A 20,426-nucleotide genomic window follows, 5' to 3' on the forward strand; every position below is an offset into this window, starting at 1 on the left:
TCCCGGCCAGCCGGGGCCTCGGGGGAGGGTTCGCCGCATGCCGATCGAGACGATAGAACCGCGCCGGCTCTACCGGCAGGTCGCCGACCATCTGAAGGAACTGATCGATCGGGGCGAGTACAAGGTCGGCGAACGGCTGCCGACCGAGCGGGAGCTGTCGGACAAGCTCGGCATATCGCGGCCGACCGTCCGGGAAGCCCTGATCGCCCTCGAAGTCGAAAAGCGCGTCCGCATCCGGGTCGGCTCGGGCATCTACGTGACCGAACCCCCCGAGGCGCCGTCCCACCTGCCGCCGCTGCCGGCCCCCGTGGAAGGTCCGTTCGAGCTGCTGCGCGCCCGAGCCTTCATCGAGGGTGCCATCGCGGCGGAAGCCGCGACCCACGCCGGCAGTTCCGACATCGAGACGATGGACCGCCTGCTGGAGGCGATGGAACGGGCCAGCGGCTCCGGCAACGCGGAGATCATCGCGCTGGACCGCCACTTCCACCAGGCGATCGCCGCCACGGTCGGCAACGCGGTGATCCTGCGCTTCGTCGGCGACCTTTTCGACCAGCGGATCAACCCCTATTTCCAGCGCCTCTCGCGCTATTTCGAGACACCCGACACGTGGCGGGCCGCGATCGGCGAGCATCGCGCGATCCGCGACGCCATCGTGGCGCGCGACCCGCAACAGGCCCGCGAGGCGATGCAGCACCATCTCCAGCAGTCGCAAAGCCGCTTCTCCGCGAGCTTCGAGGAGGAGCAGGTCCCGTCCGGCACCTAAGGAGCCGGCACCGCGTACAGAGTTCAGCACCCAGGGGAGGAAATGAGAAGATGTTGAAGACATACGCCGCCGCGTTCACGGCGGTCATGGCGCTCGCCGTCACGGCGCCGGCCCAGGCCCAGACCAACCTGAAATGGGGCCACGCCTACGAGACGTCGGAGCCGTTCCACACGGAATCGGTCCGGGCGGCCCAGGAGATCGAGAAGCGCACCGACGGGCGCTACAAGATCACCGTGTTCCCGGCCTCGCAGCTCGGCAAGGAAACCGACCTCAACCAGGGCCTGACCCTGGGCAGCGTCGACATGATCGTCTCCGGCTCCAGCTTCGCCGCGCGGGCCTATCCGCCCATCGGCGTCACCTATTACCCCTACGTCTTCCGCGGCCCGGAGCACCTGATCGCCTATACCAAGAGCGACGTGTTCAAGGATCTGGCGGCCGGCTACGAGAAGGCTTCCGGCCACCATATCCTGGCCGTTACCTATTACGGCACCCGGCACACCACCGCCAACAAGCCGATCAAGACCTGCGAGGACATGCAGGGCCTGAAGATCCGCGTGCCCGACGTGCCAGCATACCTGGCGATGCCGCGCGCCTGCGGCGCCAACACGGCCCCGATCGCCTTCGCGGAGGTCTACCTGGCGCTCCAGAACGGCACCGTGGACGCCCAGGAGAACCCGCTGACCACCATCGAGGCGAAGAAGTTCTTCGAGGTGCAGAAGCACATCATCCTGACGGGCCACATCACCGACCACGTCAACACGACGATCGCCGGCCGCCGCTGGGCCAAGCTGTCGGACGAGGACAAGAAGATCTTCACCGAAGTCACCCAGGAAGCGGCGGCCCGCGCGACCAAGATCGTGCAGGACCGCGAGGCGGCCCTGGTCCAGACCTTCAAGGACCGCGGGCTGACCGTGGAGGAGGTCGACAAGTCCGCCTTCGAGAAGGTCGTGCGCGCCAAGGTCCCCCTGGAGGACTTCAAGTACCGCCAGGAGGACTACGACCGCATCCGCGCCGTCCAGTAAGGCATCGCGGCACCGGCGCCGGCGGGGAACTTCATCCCGCCGGCGCCGGAACCGCCCGTGAATTCCGAGAGGTCGAGTTCCGAAAGGTCATCAGGACGTGTCGCAGCATCCTCCATCCAACGTCGCCGCCACCGCCGACGAGATCGCCCACGCCTTCGAGGAGGAGGTGGAGGTGGTCGACCTGTCCAGCTACTCGGTCGAGGACTGGATCACCCAGATCATGTTCTGGGCCATGGCGGTCGCGGTCTTCATCCAGTTCTTCACCCGCTACGTCCTCAACGACAGCCTTGCCTGGACCGAGGAGGTCGCGATCAACTTCCTGGTCGGCGTCGTCTTCTTCGGGTCGATCATGTGCGTGCGGCAGTCGCGGCACATCCAGGTGGACGTCCTTTACCATTACATCCCGTCGGGGCTGGCGCGCGTGCTGTCGCTGTTCGTCGACGTCGTCCGGATCGCCTTTTTCGGCTACGGGGCTTATCTGGTCTGGAAATACTCCTCCCTGATCAGCGAGGAGCGCATGACCATGATCGACCTGCCGAAATCCATCGTCTTCTACACCGTCATGGTCGGCTTCGCGCTGATGTGCCTGCGTGCCGTCCAGGTGATGGTCGAGAACCTGCGCCGGGGCTATTCGGTGCTGGAACGTCCCGACGCCTTCATGCCGCCGATGGGAGAGTGACGCCATGACCCTGCTGATCGTCTCCTTCCTCGTCCTCATGGTCGTGGGTATCCCCGTCGCCGTCTCAATGGCGGTGGCGTCCCTGCTCTACCTAGTGGTCTACGACGTGGCGCCCGACGTGATCGTCGCCCAGCGCATGATCGCCGGCGTCGAGAGCTTCCCGCTGCTGGCGGTCCCCTTCTTCATCCTGGCCGGCAACCTGATGAACATCGCCGGCGTGACCGGCCGCATCTACAGCTTCGCGGTCGCCCTGGTCGGCTGGATGAAGGGCGGCCTGGCCCAGGTCAACATCATCGGCTCCGTGATCTTCTCCGGCATGTCGGGCACCGCGCTGGCCGACGCCGCCGGCATCGGCACCATCGAGATCAAGGCCATGAAGGACCATGGCTATCCGGTGGAAGCCGCGGTCGGCGTGACGGCGGCCTCGGCGACGCTCGGACCGATCTTCCCGCCGTCGCTGCCCTTCGTGATCTACGGCATGATGGCGAACGTCTCGATCGGCGCGCTGTTCCTGGCCGGCATCATCCCGGGCGTCGTCATGACGCTGCTGATGATGGTCACCGTGGCGCTGATCGCGCACAAGCGCGGCTGGGGATCCGACACCGGGTTCGAGTGGAACCGGCTGGCGGAGGCCGGGCTCGAGGTGATCATCGTCCTGACCTTCCCGATGGTGGTATACGGCCTGATCTGGGCCGGGCTGTCGGTCAACGTGGCGCTGATCGTCTCCTTCGCGGCCCTGATCGCGCTGGACTGGTATTTCGACTGGTCGGCCGTGATGGCGCTGATGACCCCGATCATCCTGATCGGCGGCATGACCATGGGCTGGTTCACCCCGACCGAGGCGGCGGTCGCCGCGGTGATCTGGTCGCTGTTCCTGGGCCTGGTGCGCTACCGGACCATGACCTTCCGCACCCTGGCGAAGGCCGGTTTTGACACCATCGAGACGACGGCGTCGGTCCTGTTCATCGTCACCGCGGCGTCCATCTTCGCCTGGCTGCTGACGGTGGGCGAGGCGGCGCAGGGCCTGTCCGACCTGATCCTGAGCATCACCGACAACAAGTGGGTCTTCCTGATCCTGGTCAACATCCTGGTGCTGATCGTCGGCTGCTTCCTGGACACCATCGCCGCGATCACCATCTTGGTACCGATCCTGCTGCCGATCGTCCTGAAGTTCGAGATCGACCCGGTCCATTTCGGCGTGATCATGACGCTGAACCTGATGATCGGGCTGCTCCACCCGCCGCTGGGCATGGTGCTGTTCGTGCTGTCCCGCGTCGCCAAGCTGTCGGTCGAGCGGACCACCATGGCCATCCTGCCCTGGCTGGTGCCGCTGTTCATAGCGCTCCTGATGATCACCTTCATCCCCTTCATCACCCTGTGGCTTCCCCAGACGATGGGATTGATCCGATGACCGCATCCGCATTCGCAGCAACCCTGTACGGCCCCGAGGACCTGAGGATGGTCGAGCGTCCGCTCGACCGTCTCGATCCCGGAATGGTCCGCGTCCGGTTCGGCGCGGGCGGGATCTGCGGGTCCGACATGCATTATTTCCGCCATGCGCGGACCGGCGACTTCGTCGTCACCTCCCCCCTGGTGCTGGGGCACGAGGTCGCGGGCGAGATCGTCGAGGTCGGCGCGGGCGTGGCCGGCCTCGCCGTGGGAGACCATGTCGCGGTCAACCCGTCGCGCTGGTGCGGCACCTGCGTGCGCTGCCGGGAAGGCCGCGAGAACCTGTGCGAGAACATCTACTTCATGGGCTCCGCGTCCAAGACGCCGCACATGCAGGGCGGCTTCGCCAGCCTGTTCGACGCGACGGCCGCCCAGTGCGTCAAGGTCCCGAAGGAGCTGTCCTTCGCCGCGGCGGCTCTGGCGGAGCCGCTGGCCGTCTGCCTGCACGCGGTCGCCCGCGCCGGGGAGATGGACGGCCGGCGGGCGATCCTGTTCGGCGCCGGACCGATCGGCCTGCTGACCATGCTGTGCGCCAAGCTGGCGGGCGCCTCGGAAGTGGCGGTGGTCGATGTCGCCGCGGCCCCCCTCGCCTTCGCCGAGCGGCTCGGCGCCGACCACGTCGTCGATGTCTCCGGCGGCGACGAGGGCCTGCGAGACCTGTCGGCGCGGCGTTCCTTCGACGTCGCCTTCGAGGTGTCGGGAACGCCGGCCGGGCTCGCCTCGGCGATCGCCAGCGTCCGGCGCGGCGGCACGGTGGTCCAGATCGGCAACCTCGCCGGCGGCATGCTGCCGGTCCCGGCCAACGCCGTCATGTCGAAGGAGCTGGACTTGAAGGGATCGTTCCGGTTCGGTGCCGAATATGCGCGGGCGGTCTCGCTGATCGTGTCGGGCGGCGTCGACGTGATGAAGCTGGTGACGGCGGAGCGGCCGCTGGCCGACGCGCCGGAAGCCTTCCTCCTGGCGCTCGACCGCTCCCAGAGCGTCAAGGTCGTGCTGACGGCGTCCTGACGGACAGCGGGCCGGGACGGCAGGTACGCCTCCGCCGTCCCGGCCATGCCGTCAAAGGTGCCGTCAGGCGGCCAGGACGCCTTTGCTCTTGGCGGTGTGCGTCGCGATCAGGTCCATCAGCGGCGGCGACAGGCAGTCATAGGGCTCCAGCTTCAGTTCGCGGAGCCGGCCCCGGACGCCGGCCATCTGTTCCGGCCTGGCGCCGGACTCGATGATGGAGGAGACGAAGGCCGCGAACTCGGGCGCGCTCCAGCCTTTCTGGTCGGACAGCTCCGTATGGATGAAGTCCAGGCCGTAGAACGGATGGGCGGTGTTCTCGATCCGCCCGTACATGTGGACGCCGCACTCCTTGCAGGCATAGCGCTGGATCGCGGCCGACGGATCCACGACCTGGAGCTTGTCGGCGTTCGCCGTGACCTTCAGGTTGTCGCGCGGCACCACGGCCACCATGGAGAACAGCGCACCGGCCGGCTTCCAGCACTTGGTGCAGCCGCAGACGTGGTTGTGCGCCGAATTGCCCTTGATCTGGACCTCGACCCGGTTCTGCGCGCATTTGCAATGCAGCGTGCCTCCGGCGAAGTTGGGCGCCCCGGCGACCACGCCGTTGTCGACGGAGGGATGGATCTTCACCGAGCTGTAGCTGACGGTGTTGGTGGGAGCGTTGCTTGCGGTGGTCTTATTGTTGCTTTTTCGCCAAAACATATGTTTCCTCCCGTTCGTCTAGCCCGCAGTGGATTCGGCCAGCGTTCATTTGCAGGGTAATGGCACCACTTCGGTGCATCCCGATAGTTTCGGACGGCTGTCTACAACCTTCCGAACTTGATCTTGTCATAATCTATTGCCGCCCGCCATGAGCCGGACGCATTAGTCCAAATTTCAGAGACGATCGGCACACTATTGACGCGAGCCTCCGGCGCGGGCTCCGGCGTCGTCACATGACGGCCAGCAGGAGGAGCGGCAATGTCAGGAACGCCAGCACCGTCGATCCCAGCACCATGGCCGCGACCTCCTCAGGCGAGTTGTTGTAGCGTAGCGCCCAGAGATAGTTGAACACCGCCACGGGCATGGAACTCTGCAGGACGACCACCCCCCGCATCATGCCTTCCAGCTCCATCGCCCAGGACACGCCGAAGCCGGCCGCGGCCCCCAGCAGGATGCGCAGCGCGGAGAGCAGGAGGGCGCGGGCGGTTCCGCCGAACCTCAGCCGGGCCAGCGCCACGCCGAGCGAGAACAGCATCAGCGGCACGGCGCAGTCGCCGAGTAGGCCGGTCGTGTTGGCGATCCACCGGGGGACCGCCGTCTCCGTCAGCTGGAACGTCAGCGCCAGGGCGACGCTGTAGAGCACCGGTGTCGTCGCCAGCTGCTTCAGGTTGATCCGTCCGGAGGCCAGGGCCGGGCCCAGGGTGAACTGGCCGACCGCCATGGCGGCGAAGAACATGACGCCCAGGCTCAGCCCCTGTTCCCCGAACGCGAACAGGCAGATCGGCAGGCCCAGGTTGCCGCAGTTGGGAAAGCTGAGCGCCGGGACATAGACGCGCCAGGGGATCCGGGCCGCCAGCAGCATCGGCAGGGCGACCAGCCCGGGCAGGGCGATGCAGGCGACCGCCGCGACGGTCATGGTCCAGACCTGCTCCCCGCCCAGCGGCAGCCGGGTCAGCGCCGAGAAGACCAGCGAGGGCGTCGAGACATTGATGGCGAAGGTCGTGATGAACGCGCTGTCATAGGGCAGCTTGGCGCGCGCCCATCCGAACCCGAGCGCCGCGACCACCAGGACAGGTGCTATGACGGCGACCATGCCGGACAGGAGGGCTTGCAGGTCCATGATGCTCGAAGGCTCTTTCGTGATATTTCGGTGCCGGCCGCTTCACCAGCGCCGGTAGATGCCCTGGAACAGGTCGCCCAGCGAGCGCCGCATCTTGATGGTAAGGGCGAACTGCCGGCGATGCCACGGCCTGTCCGAATCCAGGTGGCACCACTGGCACCAGGCCGCGAGGTTGGAGGGATGGTTGTTCTCCGGATTGCAGTCCTTGTGGCAGCAGGACAGGACGACCCGGCTCAGCTTGGACCCGGCGATCTCGACGATGTCCGGCCACGGGCACTGGTGGCCGTTCCGGTCGCGCCAGGTGTCGCCCACGGCGCAGTCCATCCAGCGCCCGTCGGGCAGGACCCGGATCCGCGCCAGATGGCGCCGGCCGCACTTCTCGCAACGCCCGCCGGCGCGCTTGAAACGGACGGCCAGGGACAGCTGGTGCCAGTCGATGGGATAGTAGAAGCGGTCTTCGGGACGGATCGGCATGATTTCCGATGGACTCGGTGGAATGCTGTCATCGCCTCCGCCGGCGCGGTTGTCAATCCGGCCATACTGGCGACGTCGCCGTGACGGCGTCGCTCAAGCAAATCGACCTCCAGAAAGCCCGGCGCGGCTCACAACTATCTGCCACGGCTAGCTCGGACCGCAGGGTGACCGAAGCCATGCTGGCGTCCCGTCGGCGCTTTCCGTATTGTTCCCGGCGGGCAGGAGGCGGATTTCCCGGTGGGCGGAATGCGGATCGGCGTGGATGTCGGCGGCACGAAGATCGAGGCGATCGCCCTCGATGCCGACGGCGTCGCCAGGGTGCGCCTGCGGGTGCCGACGCCGCGCGGTGACTATCCCGCCACGGTGGAGGCGGTCGCCGGGATCGTCCGGGCGGTCGAGCGGGAGGCCGGGCGGTGGGGCAGCGTCGGGGTCGGCATGCCGGGATCGATCAGCCCGGCCACCGGCAGGATCAAGGGCAGCAACTCCGTCTGGATGACCGGCCAGCCGTTCCGCGACGACCTGGAGGCGGCGCTCGGCCGGCCGGTCCGCTGCGCCAACGACGCCAACTGCCTCGCGTCGTCGGAGGCCTTCGACGGTGCGGCGGCCGGGGCGGGCGTCGTGTTCGCCGCCGTACTGGGGACCGGGTGCGGCGGCGGGTTCGCGTTCGGCGGCAAGGTCCACGAGGGCGGCAACAGGGCGGCCGGCGAGTGGGGGCATCTGGAACTGCCCCAGCGGCGGGGCGACGAGCTGGGCCGGAAGCCGTGTTTCTGCGGGCGGACCGGCTGCATCGAGAGCTTCCTGGCGGGGCCGGAGTTCGAGGCCGACTACCGCGACGCCTCGGGCGTCTTCCGGCCGGCCGCCGAGATCGCCGCGCGTGCCGATGCGGGCGACCGGGTCGCCGACGCCGCGCTCCGGACCTATGAGGACCGGCTGGCCCGGGCCCTGGGGCAGGTCGTCACCCTGATGGACCCCGACGTGATCGTGCTGGGCGGCGGCCTGTCCAACATCGCCCGCCTGTACCGGACCGTGCCGGACCTGCTCGCCCGCCACACCTTCGGCGGCGAGTGCCGGACGCCGGTGCTCCGGGCGGCGCACGGTGATTCAAGCGGCGTCCGGGGCGCCGCCCGGCTGTGGCCGGATTAACGGGACACCTCGCGGACAAGGCCCGGCAGCTCCTCCATGCGGTCGAACACCAGCGCGGCGCCCGCCTGCTTCAGCCGCCAGGCGTGCCGCTCGCGCCGGGCCGGGTCGCCCGCGACGTGGCTGCCTCCGGTGAAGCCCAGCACGGCCATACCGGCCGCCTGCCCCGCGCGCACGCCGTGGATGCTGTCCTCGACCACGACGCAGCCGGCAGGATCGGCGCCCAGCCGCTTGGCGGCGAGCAGGAACAGGTCGGGCGCCGGCTTGCCGTGGACGACCATGGTGGCGCTGAAGATGGCGGGCTCGAACAGCGGCAGCAGGCCGGTCAGCCGCAGCGAGTGGCGGATCCGCTCCGGGATGCTGCTGGAGGCGACGCAGAAGGGCCGCTCCAGGCGGGCCGCCGCCTCGGCGACGCCGGGGATCGCGGTGAGCTCGCGGTCGAAGGCCGCCAGGATCTCCCGCCGGAGGTCGTCCAGGGCCTCGGGCGCCAGCGGGCGGCCGAGGCTTGCCTCCACGGTCGCGACCATGGAGGCGGTGCTGGCACCGAGGAATCGGTCGAACACGCCGTCCTCGTCGATCGGGTAGCCGAAGCGGTTCAGCGCCGCCGCCGTGCAGCGGATGCTGATCGGCTCGCTGTCCACCAGCACGCCGTCGCAGTCGAAGATGACCAGGCCGCCCGCCGGCCTTCCCCCGGCCTCCGTCATGGTATCGGGGCGTCGGACCGGATCAGGTCGGACCTCCTCAGGTCGCGCCAGAATTCCGGCGGGATCGTCTCGGTCACCAGGGCGACGTTGCGCTCCGCCTCCGCCCGGGACTTTGAGCCGGGGATGACCGTCGTCACCGCCGGATGGAACAGCGGGAACTGGAGGGCTGCCGCCGGCAGGCTGACCCTGTGGCGGCGGCAGACCTCCTCGATCGCGGCCACCCGCCGCTTCACCTCCGGCGGGGCCGGCAGGTAGTTGTAGCGGGCGTCCTCGGTCGCCCCGGTCGCCAGGATGCCGGAGTTGAAGGGGGCGCCGAGGATGATCGAGACCTGCTCGGCCGCGCAGCGCGGCAGGAACCGGTCCAGCCCGCCCTGCTCCAGCAGGGTATAGCGCCCGGCCAGCAGGAAACAGTCGAACCGGCCGATATCCATCAGCCGCTCACAGGCCTCCGCCTGGTTGACGCCGGCGCCGAAGGCGCGGATCACGCCGTCCTCCTTCAGGCGCCGGAGGGCCGGCAGGGCGCCGGTGCGGACATCCTCCAGCCGGGCCTCATAGCTGTCGCCGTGGGTCCACATGTCGGCGTCGTGGATCAGCACCATGTCGATCCGGTTCATGCCCAGGCGCTGGAGGCTGTCCTCGACCGAGCGGATCGTACCCTCGTAGGTGTAGTCGAACACCGGCTGGAACGGCAGCTCGCCGGTGAAGATGCCGCCCTGGGACGGATCAAGCCTCGGCGGCGGCACCTTGCCGTGGGGCTTCAGCAGCCGCCCGACCTTGGACGACAGCACGAACCCGTCGCGCGGGTAGCGCCGCAGGGCGGTGCCGATCCGGTGCTCGCTGAGGCCGTGGCCATAGAGCGGCGCCGTGTCGAACAGGCGGACGCCGCTCTCGTAGGCCGCCGCCACGGTGTCGAGCGCCGCGTCCTCCTCCACCGTGTCGTACAGGTTGCCGAGCACGTTGCCGCCGAAGCCCAAGGGGCTGACGGCGACGTCCGTGGTGCCGATGCGGCGCAGTTCGTCGAGCCTGATCATCATGTCGCCTTACCAGCAGGTGTAGCCGCCATCGGCCAGCACGATGCTGCCGGTCATCAGGCTGGAGGCGTCGGACGCCAGGAACAGGACGACGGAGGCGATCTCGTCCGGCTGGCCGACCCGGCGCATGGGCGTGTTCTCCAGCCATACCGGATACATGCGCTCGTCCTCCATGCCGAACTTGGTCAGCGAAGTCTCGATGTAGGTCGGCGCCACGGCATTGACCCGAACGCCGCGCTCCCCCCACTCCGCCGCCAGCGACCTGGTCAGGTGATGGACGCCCGCCTTGGAGGCGTTGTAATAGGACTGGGGCTGCGGCTTGTTGACGATGAAGCCGGACATGGAGCCGACATTGACGATGGCCCCCCTGCCCTTCGCCAGCATGTGGCGGCCGGCGGCGCGGCAGCTCCAGAACACGCCGTTCAGGTTGACGTCGATGACGTTCAGCCAATGCTCGTCGGTGACCTCCTCCGCCGGGACGTCGCTCCGGGCGATGCCGGCGTTGCAGACCAGGATGTCGAGGCCGCCATGGGCCTGGGCGACGCCATCCACGACGGAGGTCACCTGGGTCGGGTTGGTGACGTCGAGCACGACCGCCTCGGCCTTGTGGCCCGCCTTGACGAGCTGGTCGCGGCCGGAGAAGGCCAGTTCCTCCGAGATGTCGGTGATGACCACCCTGGCCCCGGCCTCGGCCAGCGCCTGGGAGCAGGCGAGGCCGATGTTGCGGCTTCCGCCCGTGACCAGGGCGGTGCGGCCGGCGAGGTCGTATTTTTGCAGGTACATGAGATGTCTCCCGGATGGATGTTCAGGCCGAGCGCCGGCCGGCGGCGCCGGGTTCGATCAGGTGGTGACGGGTCACGTGCTCGACCGCCATGCCGTCGCGGCCGAACAGGTGGCAGCCCCGCGGGTTGACGGTCAGCTTGACGTGATCATGGATCGAGGCCGCCTCGTCCCCGTCGGCCTGGACGATCATGACCATGTCGCCGGGCACCTGGATGTGCAGGAAGGTCAGGCCGCCCAGCCGCTCGGTCACCAGCACGGTGCCGGCGATCTCGCCGTCGGGGGTCAGGCGCAGATGCTCCGGCCGGATGCCGACGGTCACCTCGTCGCCGGCGGTCACGCGGTCGGCCTTGACCGGAACCGGCAGCGGGATTCCGTTCGCCAGCTCGACGGTGATGCCGGCCTCGGCCCGACCGATCACCCGCCCGGGCATCAGGTTCATCTTGGGCGACCCGATGAAGCCGGCGACGAACAGGTTGCGCGGATGGTGGTAAAGCTCCAGCGGGCTGCCGACCTGCTCGACCACGCCGCCCTGGAGGACGACGATCTTGTCCGCCATGGTCATGGCCTCGATCTGGTCGTGGGTCACGTAGATCATGGTGGCCTCCAGCTTCTCGTGAAGCTTGGCCAGTTCGATGCGCATCTGGACCCGGAGCGCCGCGTCCAGGTTGGACAGCGGCTCGTCGAACAGGAAGACCTTGGGCTGGCGGACGATGGCCCGGCCGATCGCGACGCGCTGGCGCTGCCCGCCCGACAGCTCCTTCGGCCGCCGCTCCAGCAGGGGGCCGAGGTGGAGGACGTTGGCGGCCTCGGTCACCTTCCGCATGCGCTCCTCCTTGGAGACGCCGGCGAGGCGCAGGCTGAACGCCATGTTGTCCGCCACCGTCATGTGCGGGTAGAGCGCGTAGGACTGGAACACCATCGCGAGGCCCCGGTCGGCCGGGCCGATGTCGTTGGCCCGGGTGCCGTCGATCAGCAGATCGCCGTCGGTGATGCTTTCCAGCCCGGCGATCATCCGCAGCAGCGTGGACTTGCCGCAGCCGGAAGGTCCGACGAAGACGACGAACTCACGGTCGGCGACGTCCAGGTCCACTCCCTTTATGACTTCGACTTCGCCGTACTTCTTGCGGATATTCCGCAGGGTCACGGTTGCCATGGGTCGTTTCCTCTTTGAAAACGTTTCTTACTTCACCGCGCCGAAGGTCAGGCCGCGAACAAGCTGGCGCTGGCTCATCCAGCCGAACACGAGGATGGGGGCGATCGCGAGCGTCGAGGCCGCCGACAGCTTGGCCCAGAACAGACCTTCCGGGCTGGAGAAGCTGGCGATGAAGGCGGTCAGCGGGGCGGCGTTGTGGGCGCTGAGGTTGAGGCTCCAGAAGGCCTCGTTCCAGCACAGGATGATCGATAGCAGGGCGGTGGACGCGATGCCCGGCAGGGCGAGCGGCAGCAGCAGGAGCGTCACCTCTTGCTTGGCGCGGGCGCCGTCCATGCGACCGGCCTCCAGGATCTCGTGCGGGACCTCCTTGAAGAAGGTGTAGAGCATCCAGATCACGATCGGCAGGTTCATCAGCGTGTAGACGATGATCAGGCCGGTCAGGGTGTCCAGCAGGCCGAAGTCGCGGAACAGCAGGTACATCGGCACCAGCACGCCGACCGGCGGCATCATCTTGGTGGACAGCATCCACAGCAGCGTGCCGCGTGTCCGCTTGGTCGGGAAGAACGCCATGGCATAGGCGGCCGGCACCGCGATCAGGATCGCCAGCGCCGTTGCCACCAGGGAGACGACGATGCTGTTGAGCGCGAAGCTGAGATAGTCGGCCCGCTGGAACACCGCCTCGTAATTCTCCAGCGTCGGCGAGAAGAACAGGGCCGGCGGGGTGGCGATCGCTTCGACCTCGGTCTTGAATCCGGTCAGCAGCATCCAGAGGATCGGGAAGAACAGGACCAGTGCCGCGCCCCAGCCGAGGACGGTGACCAGGACCTGCGACCTGACGGAGTGGTTCATGGGGGTTCCTCCTCAGGCTTCCAGGTTGCGGGCGATGGTCCGCACCACGAAGAAGGCCACGACGTTGGCCAGGACGATGGCGATCACGCCGCCGGCCGAAGCGCCGCCCACGTCGTATTCCAGCAGGGCCCGGACATAGATCAGGAAGGCCAGGTTGGTGGTGGCGAGGCCGGGGCCGCCGGAGGTGGTCACGAAGATCTCGGCGAAGACCGTCAGCAGGAAGATCGTCTCGATCATCACGACGACCGAGATGGCGCGGCCCAAATGGGGCAGGATGATGAAGAAGAACATCGAGAACGGGCCTGCCCCGTCCATCCGCGCCGCCTCCTTCTGCTCGTTGTCGAGCGACTGGATGGCGGTCAGCAGGATCAGCAGGGCGAACGGGATCCACTGCCAGGACACGATCATGATGACGGCGGTCATGGGGAACTGGGCGAACCAGTCGACCGGCTCCAGCCCGACCGAGCGGGACAGGAACCCGAAGATGCCGTTGATCGGGTGCATCAGCAGGTTCTTCCAGATCAGCGCGCTGACCGTCGGCATCACGAAGAAGGGCGCAATGGCGAACAGGCGGGCGATGCCGCGGCCGGGGAACTCCTGGTCGAACAGGACGGCCAGCAGCGTGCCGGACACCACGGTGATCGCCAGGACGGAGCCGACCAGGACCAGCGTGTTCCACATCGCGGTCCACAGGCTGGGGTCTTCCAGCAGATATTGGTAGTTGCCGAAACCGGCGAATTCGACGACCGGGTTCAGCAGGTTGTAGCGCATGACCGAGAAATAGAGGGTCATCGCCAGGGGCACGATCATCCAGACCAGCAGGATGAGCACCGACGGCGCAATGAAGGGCAGCGTCCTTACCTTCTGCCTGGATCCACGCGCCGGCGAGGCCGGCTTGACGTCCCCGGAAGCTGTGATGGCTGACATGGGGCGGTTTCCAGTGTGCTGGGACAGGGTCCCCCTGCCCCGCGGCCGGCTCAATGGCCGCGGGAGGGAACGCGACGGTGACGTGTGCCTACTTCGCGTAGCCGGCTTGCCGGACCGCCCGCTGGGCGGCCGACTGGGCCGTCTTCAGCGCCTGGTCGAGCTTCATCTGGCCGGTCAGGGCCGCCGCCATGGTCTGGCCGGTCTGGGTGCCGATCGCCTGGAACTCGGGAATGCCGACGAACTGCACGCCGACATAGGGCTTGGGCTCCTTGGTGGTGTTGATCGGGTCGGTGGACTCGATCGCCTTCAGGACGAACCTGGCGAAGGGCGCCGCCTCGACATACTGCTTGGTCTCATAGGTCGAGGTGCGGGTGCCCGGCGGCACGGAGACCCAGCCTTCCGTCTCGCCGACGAGCTGGATGTATTCCTTGGACGTGGCCCAGGTGACGAACTTCTTCGCGGCTTCCTCCTTCTTGGAGGATTCCGGGACGGCGAGCGCCCAGGACCACAGCCAGTTGGAGCCCTTGGGCCAGGATGCGACGGGGGCCTGGGCGAAGCCCAGCTTGTCCGAGACCTTGGACATCTGCGGATTGAACAGCATGCCGGCCGCGACCGTGGCGTCGATCCAGATCCCGCATTGCCCGTTGGAGAACATCGCCAGGTTCTCGTTGAAGCCGTTGCTGCTGGCGCCGGGCGGGCCGTAGTTCTTCAGCAGGTCGATGTAGAAGCCCACCGCCTGGGTCCATTCGGGGCTGTCTATCATGGGCTTCCAGTCCATGTCGAACCAGCGGCCGCCGAAGGTGTTCACCATGGTGCTGATCAGCGCCATGTTCTCGCCCCAGCCCGGCTTGCCGCGCAGGCAGATGCCGTAGACTTGGTTGGCCGGGTCGTGGATCTTGGCGGCGATCTCCTTGATCTGGTCGTAGGTCGGCTGCTCCGGCATGGTCATGCCGGCCTTCTCGACCAAGTCGGTCCGGTAGTAGGTCATCGAGCTTTCGCCGTAAAACGGCAGGGCGTAGAGGGTGTTCTCGTGGGACAGACCCTCGCGCACCGGCTTCAGGACGTCCTCGGTGTCGTAGCCGGCGGGCAGATCGTCGAACTTCTTCAGCCAGCCCTGCTTCGCCCAGATCGGCACTTCATAGGTGCCGATGGTGAGCACGTCGTACTGGCCGCCCTTGGTCGCGATGTCGGTGGTGACGCGCTGGCGCAGCACGTTTTCCTCCAGCACCACCCAATCCAGCTTGATGTCGGGGTTCTGCTGCTCGAAGCGGCTGGACAGCTTCTGCATGACGATCATGTCGCCGTTGTTGACGGTCGCGATCGTCAGCCGGGTCTGTGCGTGGACGGTGGTGGTTCCCGCGAGCATGGTCGCCGCGAGAAGCCCGAGAAGCCGGGTCCTGCTGATCATCCTGTTCTCCTCCCTATAGTCGCCCTGGCGCAACTGCCTGCCCATGAGGGAAATGAGCATTTGCCCGAGCGTTGGGCAAACTTCCCATACCGAGATTTGGCCGTCAAGGGTCTTGGAAGGATTAATGCGAGTACAGCTTGGCAATATCGGATCTGTTGCTGCGTTTGCGAAAATCAGATTCGGGGTTTGTGAGCAAATGTCCGGTCCCGGGCTCTTGCTCAGGTAAATCCTGCAGGTCTGCTTTTGTCTGCCTGGGTCAGTCCAGGGCGAGGACCTGTGCCGCCGTCGTCTCGTCCGTGATCAGGCCGTTGGCGAGGCGGCCGCGGAGGGCGGCCCGGATCGCGGGAACCTTGGCGGAACCCGCCCCCATGATGATGGTCGGGGCGGCGGCCGGAACCACCAGCGGCGGAGCGGTCAGGCGCTCGTTGAAGGTGGTCGTCAACAACTCGCCGTTCTGGTCGAACGCCCAGCCCAGCATTTCGCCCACGGCATGGGCGCTGACCAGATCGGCCAACTCCCGGTCGGTGATGAAGCCGTCCACATGCAGGGGCGAGCCCCAGCCGATCTCGCCGATGCCCATGAAGGACGCCTTCACCTGATGGACCAGCGAGCTGACCGTCTTGTACCAGCGCTGCGACTGCAGCAGCTTTCGTTCCTCGACGTCGTCGGCGACCACCGGGGTCGGCAGGGGGTAGCATTGCGCGCCGGTCTTGTCGCACAGCCGCATGGCGACGTCGTAGGGGCTGGCGCGTCCGTCGCGAGTCAGGTTGCCGACGAGGGAGACGATCTTGTGCTGCGGCCTTTCCATGGCGGAGACCTGGGCGACCGCCGCCCGCAGGGTGCGGCCGGTGCCGAGCGCCAGCACGGCGGGAGCCTTGCTCGACAGGTAGCTTTCGATCCGCTCGGCGGCGCTGATCGCGATTCCGGCGAGCGGCGTCTCCTCCCGCCGTTCGCCCGGAACGATGTCGCAGAACACCAGCTCGAAGCGGTCGCGCAGGCGCTCGGCCATCTCGACGCATTCGGTGATCGGATAGTCCATGCGGAACTTGATCAGCCCCTCGGCGGTCGCCAGCGCCACCAGCCGCTGGGCGTTCTGGCGCGACACGTTCAATTCGGCGGCGATCTCGTCCTGGGTGCGGCCACGGATGTAGTAGAGCCAAGCGGCCCGCGCGGCCAGATCGAGCTTTCGGTTGGTGTTGTTGCCGTCCCGTGCCGCCACCCTGCCAGTCCCTTCGCGTGCTGCCGCCTGTCGGGCGGGAGTAGACCATAGACCTTGTCGGACGCGCATCCTTTTCCGCGTCCCGGACGTTCAACGGTCTGTCGCGTGGAAAGGAGCATGGCATGTCTGGCACCGACGGACGGAGCGAGAAGGAAAAGATGCTTGCGGGTGATCTTTACCGCACGGTCGGCCCGGAGCTTGCGGCCGACAATCTGCGGGCGGACCGGCTGATGCGCGCCTACAATGCCACCGGCGCCGACGAGACCGAGCGGCGCAGCGCGATCCTGACCAACCTTCTCGGCCACAAGGGCGACGACGTCGTCGTGCGCCCGCCCTTCTACTGCGACTACGGCTATAATATCCGGCTCGGTCGCGGGACCTTCATCAATTTCGGGGCCGTGCTGCTCGACGTGGTCGGCATCGAGATCGGCGAGAACTGCCAGATCGGCACTTTCGTGCAGATCGTCACGGCCGACCATCCGCGCGATCCCGAACTGCGGCGGCAGGGCTACGAGAGCGGCGTGCCGATCAGGATCGGGCGGAACGTCTGGATCGGCAGCGGCGCCATCATCCTGCCGGGCGTCACCATCGGCGACGATGCCGTCGTCGGCGCCGGCAGCGTGGTCACGCGGGACGTGCCGGCGGGAGCCACCGTCGTCGGCAATCCCGCCAAGCCCCCCGCCCGCAAGGCGTGATCCCTCAGCGCTCGGAGGCTCGGCCACCCGGGAGGACGGAGAGCGCCGTCGCGACGAAACCGGCCAGCTTGATGCCCGCGACGGCCATGTGCCCGGTTTCCCACCGGTCGCGGATCGCGGTGAAGTCCTCCGGAACGGGGCCGGGCTGCCATGTCGCCAGGACGGCGTTGGCCGGCGCCACCCAGGCGAACCAAGTGGCGAGACCGGCGAAGAGCTATAGCGGAATTTGGGTGACGAGGTATTCAGGCGGCGCTCTGTGATGTCGGCACGCTGACCTCGATGCCGTCGCGGAATGTGACGCCCTGGATGAGCTTGGGCAACTGGTTTTCGCCCTTCAACCGTCGCCAGGTTCTGGAGGCTGCCGAGATCAGCTTGAAGACCATGAGCTTGGCAGTGTCCTGCGAGAGCGCGCCCTTGGTGCGCACCGTCCGGTGACGGACCGTGGCGAAGACGCTTTCGATCGGGTTTGTTGTCCGCACGTGGTCCCAATGTTCGGCGGGGAAATTGTAGAAGGCCAGCAGGGCGTCGCGGTCCTTGGTCAGGCACTCGACGGCGCCGGAGTACTTGGCGCCGTACTTCTTCTCGAAGACGTCCAGGGCGCGCTCCGCTGCCTTGAGGTCGGGCGCCATCCAGATCTCCCGCAGGTCCTGCTTGACCGCGGGCTGGAGCGATTTCGCCACCTTGTTGAGAACATTAGAACTTTTATGAAACCAGCACCGCTGGTGCCGTGTCCCAGGATAGACCTCGTCGAGCGCCTTCCAGAAGCCCAAAGCACCATCGGCGACCGCCAGTTCCGGAGCGATCGTGAGCCCGCGCGCCTTCAGGTCGATCAGCAGTTCGCGCCAGCTTTGGGCGCTCTCGCGAACGCCGACCTGGAAGCCGAGCAGTTCCTTTTTGCCTTCCGGCGTGGCGCCGATCATCACCAGCATGCACTCGGCTGTAGGTTCCATACGGGCCTGGAGGTAGACGCCGTCGGCCCAGACATAAACGTAGCGCCGGGCCGACAAGTCACGCTTCTGCCAGCGCGCGTAGTCGTCCGCCCAGCTCTCCTTCAGCCGGGCGATGACGGACGGCGACAGGTTGGGCGCGTCCTTGCCGAGCAGGACACCCAGCGCCTCCTGGAAATCACCGGCCGAGACGCCGCGCAGGTACAGAATCGGAAGCAGAGCGTCGAGACTGGTCGTCCGCCGAGCCCAGCGCGGCAGCAGCGCCGAACTGAACCGGATCCGCCCCGTAGCCGGACCGGGATCCCGGTCGCGAACCTTGACCCGCTGGAACTCGACCGGGCCGATACCGGTCTGGATCACGCGTTCCGGCCCATGGCCATGCCGGACCAGCCGATCCCGGCCATCTGGCAGTTTCAACTCCTTCATGGAGGCCAGAAATGCCGCCACCTCGGCTTCGATGGCCTGCTCCAGCAACTGGCGGGCTCCCGATCGGAGAAGGGCCGTCAGAGGATCATCGATTTCGTCAGGCTGGCAAAACCGGACAATGCTGGTATCTTCGTTCATGGCGTAGCGCTCCCTCGTGGAGGTTCTGGCAGGCTTCAAGCACCTACCTCGTTACGCCACCTTCCTCACCTCGTCATCACCCAGTTTCCGCCATAGCTCGGCGGCGAACAGGGCGGAGCCGGCGAGCGCGTAACGGAAGCTCGGGCGGTCGTGGCGGAGAGTATATGCCAGCACCGCCGTGACGAGGATCGCGCCGATATCCAACGGGCCGCCGACGATAGCGAAAAGCTGGAACTGCCCGTTGAACACCGTCGCCTCGCGCCACAGTTCCGGCGGCCACTGCGTGAGCCGGGGCGGCGCCTCCAGGACATGGGCGAAGGAGGGACCCAGGCTGAGCGCGGCGATCACGAGGGCCGCAAGGCTCCAGCCGAAACGCGCCATGTCCGTCACCTTCCTTATTGCCGACCGGTTCCTCTCCGCATCAACAGCCCCGTGCGCGGCGTGATCGCGGAACCGGGGTCAGGATAAGCCAGCCGCCGGGAAACGGGGCGTGATGTGTTGGGGGCAGTTCCAGTCGAAGCCTTCCAGCGGCACCAGTGCCAAGCGCTCGACACGCGCGCGGTAGGTGCCGGGCGACATGGAAAACCACCAAGGGCGGGAAGCCTGAAGCTTCCCGCCCTTGGTGGTGTCGGATCCGATCGTGATCGCCTTGCGGCACGTCTGCGTCTGGCGGACCTGGCGACGACCTACTCTCCCACGTCTTGAGACGCAGTACCATTGGCGCGGAGGGTTTTCACGGCCGAGTTCGGGATGGGATCGGGTGCGGGCCCCTCGCTATGACCACCAGGTCGGCCAGGCGCAGGGGCGCCGGGCTGTCGAGGATGAGTTCAAGTGACCTTGGACGGAAGTGATGCATGTCCTCGATGGATCGCCGCCGTGCGGCCTTGCCGCTGCGTATGGCGTCCGGAGGGCTCGGTCGGGATCAAGCCGATCGAGCGATTAGTAAGGCTTAGCTTCACGCGTTGCCGCGCTTCCACACGCCTCCTATCGACGGGATGGTCTGTCCCGGCTCTCGGGGAGTGCTTGTTTCGAGGGGGGGTTCCCGCTTAGATGCTTTCAGCGGTTATCCCGTCCGCACTTAGCTACCCGGCGATGCGGCTGGCGCCACAACCGGTACACCAGAGGTGCGTCCATCCCGGTCCTCTCGTACTAGGGACAGCGCCTCTCAGCACTCCGACACCCACGGCAGATAGGGACCGAACTGTCTCACGACGTTCTAAACCCAGCTCACGTACCACTTTAATCGGCGAACAGCCGAACCCTTGGGACCTGCTCCAGCCCCAGGATGTGATGAGCCGACATCGAGGTGCCAAACCTCCCCGTCGATGTGGACTCTTGGGGGAGATCAGCCTGTTATCCCCGGCGTACCTTTTATCCGTTGAGCGATGGCCCTTCCACGCGGGACCACCGGATCACTATGGCCGACTTTCGTCTCTGCTCGACTTGTCGGTCTCGCAGTCAGGCTGGCTTATGCCATTGCACTCGTCGAGCGATTTCCGACCGCTCTGAGCCAACCTTCGCGCGCCTCCGTTACTCTTTGGGAGGCGACCGCCCCAGTCAAACTCCCCGCCATGCAGGGTCCCGGCTCCCGGTTCAGGGAGCGCGGTTAGATGCCAGAGATCCCAAGGGTGGTATTTCAAGGATGGCTCCGCGCAAGCTGGCGCCTGCGTTTCATAGCCTCCCACCTATCCTACACATGGGAACCCTGGCACCACTGCAAAGCTGGAGTAAAGGTGCACGGGGTCTTTCCGTCTGACCGCGGGTACTCCGCATCTTCACGGAGAATTCA

General features: G+C 67.0%; 20 protein-coding genes, 2 rRNA genes and 2 pseudogenes (1 of these 24 cut by a window edge). 7 read left to right on the forward strand and 17 right to left on the reverse strand.

Features of this window, described 5'->3' with window-relative positions; genetic code table 11:
* Positions 1–37: 37 nt before the first annotated feature.
* From JL101_RS28815 to JL101_RS28835, 5 genes are all read left to right on the forward strand, one after another.
* Positions 38–763, forward strand: a complete 726-nt coding sequence (locus JL101_RS28815; protein WP_203103159.1) for a FadR/GntR family transcriptional regulator — start codon at positions 38–40, stop codon at positions 761–763.
* Between the two features lie 50 nt (positions 764–813).
* On the forward strand, positions 814–1,785 hold the full coding sequence (locus JL101_RS28820; protein ID WP_203103161.1) for a sialic acid TRAP transporter substrate-binding protein SiaP: 972 nt from the start codon (positions 814–816) through the stop codon (positions 1,783–1,785).
* Between the two features lie 97 nt (positions 1,786–1,882).
* Entirely contained in the window at positions 1,883–2,464 is a 582-nt protein-coding gene (locus JL101_RS28825; protein ID WP_203103162.1) for a TRAP transporter small permease, read from the forward strand.
* 4 nt (positions 2,465–2,468) lie between these two features.
* Entirely contained in the window at positions 2,469–3,875 is a 1,407-nt protein-coding gene (locus tag JL101_RS28830) for a TRAP transporter large permease (RefSeq protein ID WP_203103163.1), read from the forward strand.
* Positions 3,872–4,921 carry an L-idonate 5-dehydrogenase gene (locus JL101_RS28835; RefSeq protein WP_203103164.1) on the forward strand — a complete coding sequence of 350 codons (1,050 nt, stop codon included), beginning with the start codon at positions 3,872–3,874 and terminating at the stop codon, positions 4,919–4,921. Before JL101_RS28830 ends, JL101_RS28835 begins: the two co-directional genes overlap by 4 nt.
* Positions 4,922–4,984: 63 nt before the next feature.
* Here JL101_RS28835 and gfa read toward each other — a convergent pair whose 3' ends face one another.
* From gfa to JL101_RS28850, 3 genes are all read right to left on the reverse strand, one after another.
* A complete protein-coding gene (gene gfa / locus JL101_RS28840) occupies positions 4,985–5,623 on the reverse strand; it encodes an S-(hydroxymethyl)glutathione synthase (RefSeq protein ID WP_203103165.1) in 639 nt (212 codons plus the stop codon).
* Between the two features lie 229 nt (positions 5,624–5,852).
* Complete coding sequence (locus JL101_RS28845) at positions 5,853–6,743, reverse strand: AEC family transporter (RefSeq protein WP_203103166.1); 891 nt, start codon at positions 6,741–6,743, stop codon at positions 5,853–5,855.
* Between the two features lie 42 nt (positions 6,744–6,785).
* The gene (locus JL101_RS28850) at positions 6,786–7,217 is read right to left on the reverse strand and encodes a hypothetical protein (RefSeq protein WP_203103167.1); all 432 of its coding nucleotides are present in this window, start codon (positions 7,215–7,217) and stop codon (positions 6,786–6,788) included.
* Positions 7,218–7,463: 246 nt separating this feature from the next.
* On the opposite strand from JL101_RS28850, the gene JL101_RS28855 reads away from it, so the two are divergent.
* Complete coding sequence (locus JL101_RS28855) at positions 7,464–8,360, forward strand: ROK family protein (protein WP_203103168.1); 897 nt, start codon at positions 7,464–7,466, stop codon at positions 8,358–8,360.
* On the opposite strand, the gene JL101_RS28860 is transcribed toward JL101_RS28855, so the two are convergent.
* The 8 genes from JL101_RS28860 to JL101_RS28895 all read right to left on the reverse strand — a co-directional run bounded on the left by JL101_RS28860 (position 8,357) and on the right by JL101_RS28895 (position 16,431).
* A complete protein-coding gene (locus JL101_RS28860; RefSeq protein ID WP_203103169.1) occupies positions 8,357–9,061 on the reverse strand; it encodes an HAD family hydrolase in 705 nt (234 codons plus the stop codon). The genes JL101_RS28855 and JL101_RS28860 overlap by 4 nt on opposite strands.
* Entirely contained in the window at positions 9,058–10,095 is a 1,038-nt protein-coding gene (locus JL101_RS28865) for an aldo/keto reductase (protein WP_228435569.1), read from the reverse strand. The genes JL101_RS28860 and JL101_RS28865 overlap by 4 nt, the downstream gene beginning before the upstream one ends.
* Positions 10,096–10,101: 6 nt before the next feature.
* On the reverse strand, positions 10,102–10,875 hold the full coding sequence (locus tag JL101_RS28870) for an SDR family NAD(P)-dependent oxidoreductase (RefSeq protein ID WP_203103170.1): 774 nt from the start codon (positions 10,873–10,875) through the stop codon (positions 10,102–10,104).
* 22 nt (positions 10,876–10,897) lie between these two features.
* Positions 10,898–12,028 (reverse strand): ABC transporter ATP-binding protein, encoded by a 1,131-nt coding sequence (locus tag JL101_RS28875; RefSeq protein ID WP_203103172.1) that lies wholly within the window; start codon positions 12,026–12,028, stop codon positions 10,898–10,900.
* 27 nt (positions 12,029–12,055) lie between these two features.
* Positions 12,056–12,877 carry a carbohydrate ABC transporter permease gene (locus tag JL101_RS28880; RefSeq protein ID WP_203103173.1) on the reverse strand — a complete coding sequence of 274 codons (822 nt, stop codon included), beginning with the start codon at positions 12,875–12,877 and terminating at the stop codon, positions 12,056–12,058.
* Positions 12,878–12,889: 12 nt separating this feature from the next.
* Positions 12,890–13,804, reverse strand: coding sequence for a carbohydrate ABC transporter permease (locus JL101_RS28885; RefSeq protein WP_203103174.1), 915 nt, complete (start codon positions 13,802–13,804; stop codon positions 12,890–12,892).
* Between the two features lie 88 nt (positions 13,805–13,892).
* Positions 13,893–15,212, reverse strand: a complete 1,320-nt coding sequence (locus JL101_RS28890; RefSeq protein WP_203103175.1) for an ABC transporter substrate-binding protein — start codon at positions 15,210–15,212, stop codon at positions 13,893–13,895.
* Between the two features lie 256 nt (positions 15,213–15,468).
* Positions 15,469–16,431: a sugar-binding transcriptional regulator gene (locus tag JL101_RS28895; RefSeq protein ID WP_203103176.1), complete on the reverse strand. Its 963-nt coding sequence runs from the start codon at positions 16,429–16,431 to the stop codon at positions 15,469–15,471.
* 122 nt (positions 16,432–16,553) lie between these two features.
* On the opposite strand from JL101_RS28895, the gene JL101_RS28900 reads away from it, so the two are divergent.
* Complete coding sequence (locus JL101_RS28900; protein ID WP_203103177.1) at positions 16,554–17,126, forward strand: sugar O-acetyltransferase; 573 nt, start codon at positions 16,554–16,556, stop codon at positions 17,124–17,126.
* Between the two features lie 4 nt (positions 17,127–17,130).
* Here the strand turns inward: JL101_RS28900 and JL101_RS28905 are convergent, their stop codons facing one another.
* The 6 genes and pseudogenes from JL101_RS28905 to JL101_RS28930 form a co-directional block, all read right to left on the reverse strand.
* Entirely contained in the window at positions 17,131–17,307 is a 177-nt protein-coding gene (locus JL101_RS28905) for a hypothetical protein (protein ID WP_407697453.1), read from the reverse strand.
* 61 nt (positions 17,308–17,368) lie between these two features.
* The gene (locus tag JL101_RS28910; protein WP_203104637.1) at positions 17,369–18,637 is read right to left on the reverse strand and encodes an IS256 family transposase; all 1,269 of its coding nucleotides are present in this window, start codon (positions 18,635–18,637) and stop codon (positions 17,369–17,371) included.
* 93 nt (positions 18,638–18,730) lie between these two features.
* Positions 18,731–19,018: pseudogene (locus JL101_RS28915) on the reverse strand (hypothetical protein); the annotation flags it as partial.
* Positions 19,019–19,096: 78 nt separating this feature from the next.
* A pseudogene (locus JL101_RS28920) lies at positions 19,097–19,216 on the reverse strand (hypothetical protein); the annotation flags it as partial.
* Between the two features lie 94 nt (positions 19,217–19,310).
* Positions 19,311–19,425, reverse strand: a 5S ribosomal RNA gene (gene rrf / locus JL101_RS28925).
* A gap of 130 nt (positions 19,426–19,555) precedes the next feature.
* Positions 19,556–20,426: ribosomal RNA gene (locus tag JL101_RS28930) — 23S ribosomal RNA — on the reverse strand (it continues 1,872 nt past the right edge of the window).

The sequence above is a fragment of the Skermanella rosea genome (assembly GCF_016806835.2).
GTDB lineage: Bacteria > Pseudomonadota > Alphaproteobacteria > Azospirillales > Azospirillaceae > Skermanella > Skermanella rosea.

What these genes read in the sequence shown, in the direction of transcription:
- JL101_RS28880 (WP_203103173.1), bottom strand. Translation starts at nt 12,877, where the DNA reads ATGAACCACTCCGTCAGGTCGCAGGTCCTGGTCACCGTCCTCGGCTGG.
- JL101_RS28815 (WP_203103159.1), top strand. Translation starts at nt 38, where the DNA reads ATGCCGATCGAGACGATAGAACCGCGCCGGCTCTACCGGCAGGTCGCC.
- JL101_RS28870 (WP_203103170.1), bottom strand. Translation starts at nt 10,875, where the DNA reads ATGTACCTGCAAAAATACGACCTCGCCGGCCGCACCGCCCTGGTCACG.
- gfa (WP_203103165.1), bottom strand. Translation starts at nt 5,623, where the DNA reads ATGTTTTGGCGAAAAAGCAACAATAAGACCACCGCAAGCAACGCTCCC.
- JL101_RS28830 (WP_203103163.1), top strand. Translation starts at nt 2,469, where the DNA reads ATGACCCTGCTGATCGTCTCCTTCCTCGTCCTCATGGTCGTGGGTATC.
- JL101_RS28865 (WP_228435569.1), bottom strand. Translation starts at nt 10,095, where the DNA reads ATGATGATCAGGCTCGACGAACTGCGCCGCATCGGCACCACGGACGTC.
- JL101_RS28875 (WP_203103172.1), bottom strand. Translation starts at nt 12,028, where the DNA reads ATGGCAACCGTGACCCTGCGGAATATCCGCAAGAAGTACGGCGAAGTC.
- JL101_RS28855 (WP_203103168.1), top strand. Translation starts at nt 7,464, where the DNA reads ATGCGGATCGGCGTGGATGTCGGCGGCACGAAGATCGAGGCGATCGCC.
- JL101_RS28900 (WP_203103177.1), top strand. Translation starts at nt 16,554, where the DNA reads ATGTCTGGCACCGACGGACGGAGCGAGAAGGAAAAGATGCTTGCGGGT.
- JL101_RS28910 (WP_203104637.1), bottom strand. Translation starts at nt 18,637, where the DNA reads ATGAACGAAGATACCAGCATTGTCCGGTTTTGCCAGCCTGACGAAATC.
- JL101_RS28820 (WP_203103161.1), top strand. Translation starts at nt 814, where the DNA reads ATGTTGAAGACATACGCCGCCGCGTTCACGGCGGTCATGGCGCTCGCC.
- JL101_RS28860 (WP_203103169.1), bottom strand. Translation starts at nt 9,061, where the DNA reads ATGACGGAGGCCGGGGGAAGGCCGGCGGGCGGCCTGGTCATCTTCGAC.
- JL101_RS28835 (WP_203103164.1), top strand. Translation starts at nt 3,872, where the DNA reads ATGACCGCATCCGCATTCGCAGCAACCCTGTACGGCCCCGAGGACCTG.
- JL101_RS28885 (WP_203103174.1), bottom strand. Translation starts at nt 13,804, where the DNA reads ATGTCAGCCATCACAGCTTCCGGGGACGTCAAGCCGGCCTCGCCGGCG.
- JL101_RS28845 (WP_203103166.1), bottom strand. Translation starts at nt 6,743, where the DNA reads ATGGACCTGCAAGCCCTCCTGTCCGGCATGGTCGCCGTCATAGCACCT.
- JL101_RS28850 (WP_203103167.1), bottom strand. Translation starts at nt 7,217, where the DNA reads ATGCCGATCCGTCCCGAAGACCGCTTCTACTATCCCATCGACTGGCAC.
- JL101_RS28890 (WP_203103175.1), bottom strand. Translation starts at nt 15,212, where the DNA reads ATGATCAGCAGGACCCGGCTTCTCGGGCTTCTCGCGGCGACCATGCTC.